This is a genomic window from Acinetobacter sp. YH12201 (genome assembly GCF_013418145.1).
In the GTDB taxonomy this organism is placed as follows: Bacteria; Pseudomonadota; Gammaproteobacteria; order Pseudomonadales; family Moraxellaceae; genus Acinetobacter.
Genome location: NZ_VPCP01000047.1, coordinates 21,834 through 28,409, shown reverse-complemented (window position 1 = coordinate 28,409; position 6,576 = coordinate 21,834). Strand labels below are relative to the sequence as shown.

Sequence of the window (6,576 nt, the reverse complement as noted above, 5' to 3'; positions counted from 1 at the left end):
TGTTCAAATGGCTATTCTACGTTTGATTGGTTTTGGAAAAAAAGAAGAATTTAAGAAAGTGCTAGCAATTTTAAGAAAGAAAAAGCCTGATAGGACAAGGATCCTATGAAATTTGTCGTGTACAGAGTTAAATTAGATAAAAAACAGCACTAACTAGGGTGTGTCCTCATTTGGCTTTGCACCAAATAAATATGCAGGCTATATGGATCATAGATTTATAATTGCGTGCTAGTTTATCAAATCGAGTGCAATAGCACGGAAATGTTTTAATCTCGCAAAAGCATTTTCAACTAAATGTCAATGATGGCTTTGTTTGAGAAATTTCCAATAAGTTGCTTCAAATTTCAGAAAGAAATCATCAATTACGCAGAATAATTCGGTACTATTGAACATCAGACTAGGGCTTTAGGTTTTGTGTGGTAACTCAACTGATGGCTCTAGTCCTCTTATTTTTCAAGTCATTTTCTTATCCGCGATTCGGGTTATATTTAATGTAATTTATGTTGGTGAACATTGCCAAGATATTTAATTGCAGGAATTACTGGAAGCGGAAGTTCATACTAAATATGTTGTGGTTCTGACTAAAATATCGATGGCAGTCTAGCTGTAAATTTTGCTGAATAGGTATTAAACCTCCCCGAGCAGCAATAAAATTATTGACCTGAAATGGCACTGGTTGCCAAACTGAAACTGTGAGGTAATGGAAAAATCTGAGGTTCCAGCGTAGAACCCACTATGAAGAATTACTACTTAGGCTATTCTTAAGCCGCTCGGTTACTCGAACTAGATCTTGGACTGAGGAGACTTTCATTTTCCTCATTATATTATAACGGTGTACTTTTACAGTAGCTTCCGATATACCAAGTTCTAATGCTGTCTGTTTATTTAGGTATCCTTGTAAGACAAACTTAAGTACCTGTTGCTCGCGTTTGCTGAGACTTTCATAATTTTCTTTAAGCTCGCTAATTTGGGGAGCATTTGATCTCTGCTGAAGCGCTAACTTGAGGGCAGTACGAATAGCACCAAGCAGTTCCTCTTCTCGAAATGGTTTAGTGAAGAAGTCTACCGCACCCGCTTTGATCGCTTTAACTGCCATTGGAATATCACCATGGCCGCTAATGAAAATAATAGGGATCTGCTCACCAAGCTCTGCTAATTTTCGTTGCACATCTAAGCCGCTCATCTCGGGCATACGAACATCCAGAATCAAACAGCCACAGGTAGACCAATTGACATCGCTAAAAAATGCGCTAGCAGATGAAAAACACTCAACACTCATGCCAACCGAGCGTACCAAGCTGCTGAGGGCTTCCAGTACTGCATTATCATCATCGAGAATATAAATTAAAAATCCGTGATTATTCATGTATCTGATTCCTTTCTAGCAGGGATGCTTACCATAAAACAAGCACCTCCCTCAGATGGGCACTCCACCCATATTTTTCCATTATGTACTTCAGTGATTGTAAGACAAATTGCTAACCCCATTCCAAATCCTTCTGTTTTGGTTGTGTAAAATGCATCAAATAACTGCGACACCTTACCAGCTGAAATACCTGGACCTGAGTCCTTCACAGAGATAATAAGTGCATCACCTGTATCGTTACCAGAGAATGATAGCGTTAGCTGCCTAATTTCACAGTCTCCTTGGTTGATCGCTTCTATAGCGTTCATAGCCAGATTTAATACTAACTGTTGAATCTGTACAGCATCTCCCCATATTTCAGGAAGTACTTCATCGGCCAATACATTTAAATTTACACTATTACTCTGACTAGGCGCCTTAAGTATCAGATTTGTATCTGCTACCATTGCTTTTAGATCAATCCGTTTGATCGCTGCCTCTTGTCGCTTTAGAAAGGATCGTATCATACGGATAATTTCCGCTGCACGGTCGGAATCTCTGGTAATACGAGCGAATGCCTCTTTAGCCTCTGAGATGTTATATGACTCTTTACCTAACCAGCGTGTACCAGCATTAGCATTAGTCATGATCGCCGAGAGTGGTTGGTTTATCTCGTGTGCAATATAGGCTGAAAACTCCCCCATCGTAGCCGATCGGGAAACGTGGACAAATTGTTGCTGCAATTGATTGAGAGCTTCCTGTGCTTGCTTCCTTTCAGTAATATCATCGATGATCTGCAGAATAACTTGAGGCTCACCGGAACGTGGAGGCATCAGCGAAACACGGGAATTAACCCATATCATAGAACCATTTTTGCATAGATAAGAGCGTTCCACATTGTATTCCTCTCCTCCCCCCTGAAGCAAATTAGCAATACGCTGTTTCATCTGTGCACTTTCCCCAGGTGGCGTCAATTGCTCCATAGAAAGTTTCGCCAAATCTTTTTCCTCATATCCTGTCATGCGTTGGAATGCAGGATTGGCATTGAGTATTCGGTTTTCCGGATCGGTCAGTACAATGCCAGCTGCAGAGTTTTCATAAACTGCTTTCCAACGTGCTTCCGAGGCAGATAATGCAATATTACTCTGCTGAAGGCGGTGGCGACTTCTAATCAGGCGGTGAGTAAGTACCGCGATATCATCTCCCTGATCGGATAGCTCCCCACGCAGTGCATCGCCTGCCACCTTCATAGATACCAGGTTGCTTACACGTGCTCGTAGCTCGTGAGCGGAGAATGGCTTAAGAAGAAAGTCCTGTACAGACTCAGAAAGCAATTTCACACGCAATTCTTCATCTGACTTGGCCGACAACACCATGATCGGAATATGTGAAAGTTCATCTTTTTTACGTACTTGATTAATCATCATATCGCCACTCATAACAGGCATCATCAAGTCTGTAATCAACAGGTCTGGCGGCATGCTGGACATCAACTCCAGCGCCTTTGCTCCATCAGCTGCAACATACACTTGATAGTCGCTGCTTAGGCAGTCCTTTATAAAACCACGCATATCTGGATTATCATCAACGATTAGCACCCGAGGCTGGTCGGATTGAAACGGAAGCACCTCAGCCTCATCTACCGCATTTGACATCAGCAAAAGGTACTCATCAAAATCCACGACCTGTGGATTATCTTTTCGCTGTAAGGTGTTATTCGCAACATAAGCATCTTCAGGTGCATTCAGTGGTAGCTTTACCTGAAAAAGTGCTCCTCCGCCCGGGGCATCACTTACAGAAATTGTTCCTCGGTGTAACTCAACGAACTCTTTCACAATAGAAAGACCTAAGCCTGTACCCTGCGTAGCTTGTTGACCTTCCTGATTTAACTGGTGGAAACGTTCAAATATCTCTTTACGCAGTTTAGGAGGAATACCAGGTCCACTATCAGACACAGTAATCAAAGCATAATTGGGTAGATTAAAACTAAGACAGCAGCGGATAAGCCCCCCATCAGGAGTAAATTTAAAAGCATTAGAAAGTAAGTTAAGGATAATACGTTCGTATTTCTCACCATCCACTTCAGCAATCATCATCTGCGCGGGCAGTTTAATATCAAACGTTATTGATTTTTGCTGGGCTATTCCTTCAAAATTCGAGCCGATAGTACGGGTCAGCTGACTGAGATCAACTCTCCGATAGGAAAGCCCCATCTGCTGGGCATCTATTTTCGCCAAGTCAAGCAATGTATTAACCTGTTTCAACAGGGTTCTTGCGTTACGTTGAATGACCTCAAACTGTTTCCAATAAGGTGATTCTCCTCGAGGCTCTGCTGCCATAACAGCTTCCAGTGGTCCTAGAATTAAAGACAGTGGCGTACGCAACTCATGGCTTACCTTGGCAAAAAAATCACTCTTCTGCTTATCTAGCTTTCGAATATATTCAACTGATTGCTCTAGCTCCTGATTCTTTAACGCCAGCATAGCTTCGGCTTTCTTTTTATCGGTAATATTACGCCCTTCAGCAAGAAGGTAAATAATTTCACCTTCTTCATTTCGAATTGGCAACAATGAAAAATCGACCGCTATTATTTCTTTACCATCTGCCTTGCCAAGAATCTCAACATCACATCGAACAAATTCACCGGATGATGCAGTTTCAATAAGTCTCTTTTGGGTGGCCATTGTTTTTTTTGAAAGTTGCCACCAAGGTGTCTTCCAGAACGGTTTACCTTGAATATCTTCTAGAGTAATACCTGCTCCTTCCAATGCGACTTGGTTGACTTCTAGCACATTTCCCTTGGCATCAAGAAGGCCAACGAATTCGTAGAGCCCATCAAATATAATGCGTGTATGTTGTTCTTGCATCAACTCAGCAGATCCTTTTTCCTTGAGGCTGATATTATAATGATTATTTTTTAATCTATTTTGATGCTTTCTTCTGTCCCAAAAGCTCATCCTTGATAATTCACATAATTCCGACTGTTTCAGTCTAGATCATACCCCCCATCTCTCATCCTGAGAATACTTTTTTAGCGTTTAAACAATAATCATCTCAAGAATATTCAACTCATTCCTCAGAACAGTAAAGGGGAAATAGAGAAACCAACGTAACTTCATTACATTGGTTTCAAGTTCATCTAAACAATGACGAAGTAATACCCCATTCCGTAAGTATTTGCTGAATACTTATTAGTCAGAATGAATTCATGCTTGTTCCTGCTGCTTGAGCAAATCAAGCGCTACATCAACGATCATGTCTTCTTGACCACCAACCATCCGACGGCGCCCAAGTTCGACTAAAATATCTACAGTTTTAAGCCCGTATTTATGAGCAGCCAACTCGCTATGACGCAGGAAACTACTATAAACACCAGCATACCCTAGAGCTAAAGTCTCGCGATCAACACGTACAGGACGATCTTGTAATGGGCGAACCAAGTCATCGGCTGCATCCATCAACTTATAAAGATCAGTACCGTGATTCCAACCCATCCGTTCCGCAGCAGCAATAAACACTTCTAGTGGCGCATTTCCAGCACCAGCACCCATGCCAGCTAAGCTTGCATCTACACGGTCGCAACCATTTTCTACAGCAATAATGCTATTGGCTACCCCTAGACTCAAATTATGATGTGCATGTATTCCGGTCTGTGTCTCGGGTTTTAGTGTGTCCTTGAAGGCACGGAAGCGATCCCGTACACCATTCATGCTCAGTGCACCACCAGAATCAACTACATAACATACTGTCGCACCATAACTTTCCATTAACTTGGCTTGCTGCGCCAAGTTTTGCGGTGTAGTCATGTGACTCATCATCAAGAAGCCAACAGCCTCCATACCTAAGTGACGCGCATACTCGATGTGCTGTCTGGAAATGTCAGCCTCCGTGCAGTGCGTAGCAACGCGCACCACACGCACACCCGCTTCATAGGCAGCCTTAAGATCATGTACAGTAGCAATGCCTGGCAAGAGTAATGTTGTAATCTTGGCATGCTTGACCACACTAGCCACGGCTTCAATCCATTCTAAATCCGTATGAGCACCAAAGCCGTAATTGAAACTACTTCCCTGTAAACCATCACCATGGGCAATTTCGATAGAATCGACCTTGGCATCATCCAGAGCTTGTGCAATCTGCTTAACTTGATCCACTGTATACTGGTGGCGGATCGCGTGACTACCATCACGCAGTGTCACATCAGAGATGTAAATTTTCTGTTGAGTCATGGTGATATCCTTATTCAACCTGAGAATCGAGCATACGCACAGCCATTTTCTCTGCGGTACGTAATGCAGCGCTGGTCATGATGTCCAAGTTACCTGCATAAGCTGGCAGATAGTTTGCGGCACCCTCTACTTCTAAGAAAATTGAAGTCTTGAGCCCACTCATACGTTCTCCAACACCAGGAATATTAAACGGGCGATCGGCCTCAATGCGGTCGAACTGTACGTATTGCTTTAATCGATAACCTGGGACATATGCCTGTACTGCATCCACCATTGATTGCACTGACTCTTTAATTTGCTCGATGTCAGCGAAATCACTAAGTGTATAGATAGTGTCTCGCATCATCAGTGGCGGTTCAGCTGGATTTAGAATGATGATTGCCTTGCCTTTAGCAGCTCCACCTACCGCCTCAATCGCCTGTGAGGTAGTTTCTGTAAACTCGTCAATATTGGCACGAGTACCAGGTCCAGCACTTTTACTTGAGATACTAGCGATAATCTCTGCGTAATGTACCTTAGCCACACGTGATACCGCGGCAACCATGGGAATAGTAGCCTGCCCTCCACACGTGACCATATTAACGTTGGTTGCATCTAAGTGATCATCACCATTGACCACTGGTATACAGTAGGGTCCAATGGCGGCAGGTGTCAGATCGATCATGCGTAATTGAGGTTTACGCTCACGTAACAAAGCCTCATTTTTCACATGTGCGTTGGCACTTGTAGCATCGAATACAATATCGATTTCATTGAATATCGGCAAACGCGTCAACCCTTCTACACCTTCGTGAGTGATTGTTACCCCCATGCGCTGGGCGCGTGCGAGCCCGTCCGATGCAGGATCGATGCCAACCATCGCTCCCATTTCAATGTTTTTCCCCTGCCTAAGTATCTTGATCATCAGATCAGTGCCGATATTGCCACTACCAATAATAGCGGCCTTGACTTTACGGGTCATAATGAAACTCCTTTAATCATTAAGCCATCGCGTCCGGTCGC

General features: G+C 43.1%; 4 protein-coding genes and 2 pseudogenes. All 6 read right to left on the bottom strand.

The annotated features are described in order from the left end of the window. Positions 1 to 166: 166 nt before the first annotated feature. Positions 167 to 297: pseudogene (locus FTU91_RS10345) on the bottom strand (IS5/IS1182 family transposase); the annotation flags it as partial. Between the two features lie 9 nt (positions 298 to 306). After that, positions 307 to 393 (bottom strand): annotated as a pseudogene (locus tag FTU91_RS10340) (IS982 family transposase); the annotation flags it as partial. A 340-nt stretch (positions 394 to 733) separates the two neighbouring features. Then, complete coding sequence (locus FTU91_RS10335) at positions 734 to 1,366, bottom strand: response regulator transcription factor (RefSeq protein WP_180042838.1); 633 nt, start codon at positions 1,364 to 1,366, stop codon at positions 734 to 736. After that, entirely contained in the window at positions 1,363 to 4,302 is a 2,940-nt protein-coding gene (locus FTU91_RS10330) for an ATP-binding protein (protein ID WP_180042837.1), read from the bottom strand. Before FTU91_RS10330 ends, FTU91_RS10335 begins: the two co-directional genes overlap by 4 nt. Before the next feature lie 249 nt (positions 4,303 to 4,551). Beyond that, positions 4,552 to 5,574, bottom strand: coding sequence for a 4-hydroxy-2-oxovalerate aldolase (gene dmpG / locus FTU91_RS10325; protein WP_180042836.1), 1,023 nt, complete (start codon positions 5,572 to 5,574; stop codon positions 4,552 to 4,554). 10 nt (positions 5,575 to 5,584) lie between these two features. Beyond that, complete coding sequence (locus tag FTU91_RS10320) at positions 5,585 to 6,535, bottom strand: acetaldehyde dehydrogenase (acetylating) (protein WP_180042835.1); 951 nt, start codon at positions 6,533 to 6,535, stop codon at positions 5,585 to 5,587. Between the last annotated feature and the right edge of the window lie 41 nt (positions 6,536 to 6,576).

Bases quoted from the DNA above. Each gene is read 5' to 3' on its own strand.
- FTU91_RS10335 (WP_180042838.1), bottom strand. From the start codon at position 1,366: ATGAATAATCACGGATTTTTAATTTATATTCTCGATGATGATAATGCA.
- FTU91_RS10330 (WP_180042837.1), bottom strand. From the start codon at position 4,302: ATGAGCTTTTGGGACAGAAGAAAGCATCAAAATAGATTAAAAAATAAT.
- dmpG (WP_180042836.1), bottom strand. From the start codon at position 5,574: ATGACTCAACAGAAAATTTACATCTCTGATGTGACACTGCGTGATGGT.
- FTU91_RS10320 (WP_180042835.1), bottom strand. From the start codon at position 6,535: ATGACCCGTAAAGTCAAGGCCGCTATTATTGGTAGTGGCAATATCGGC.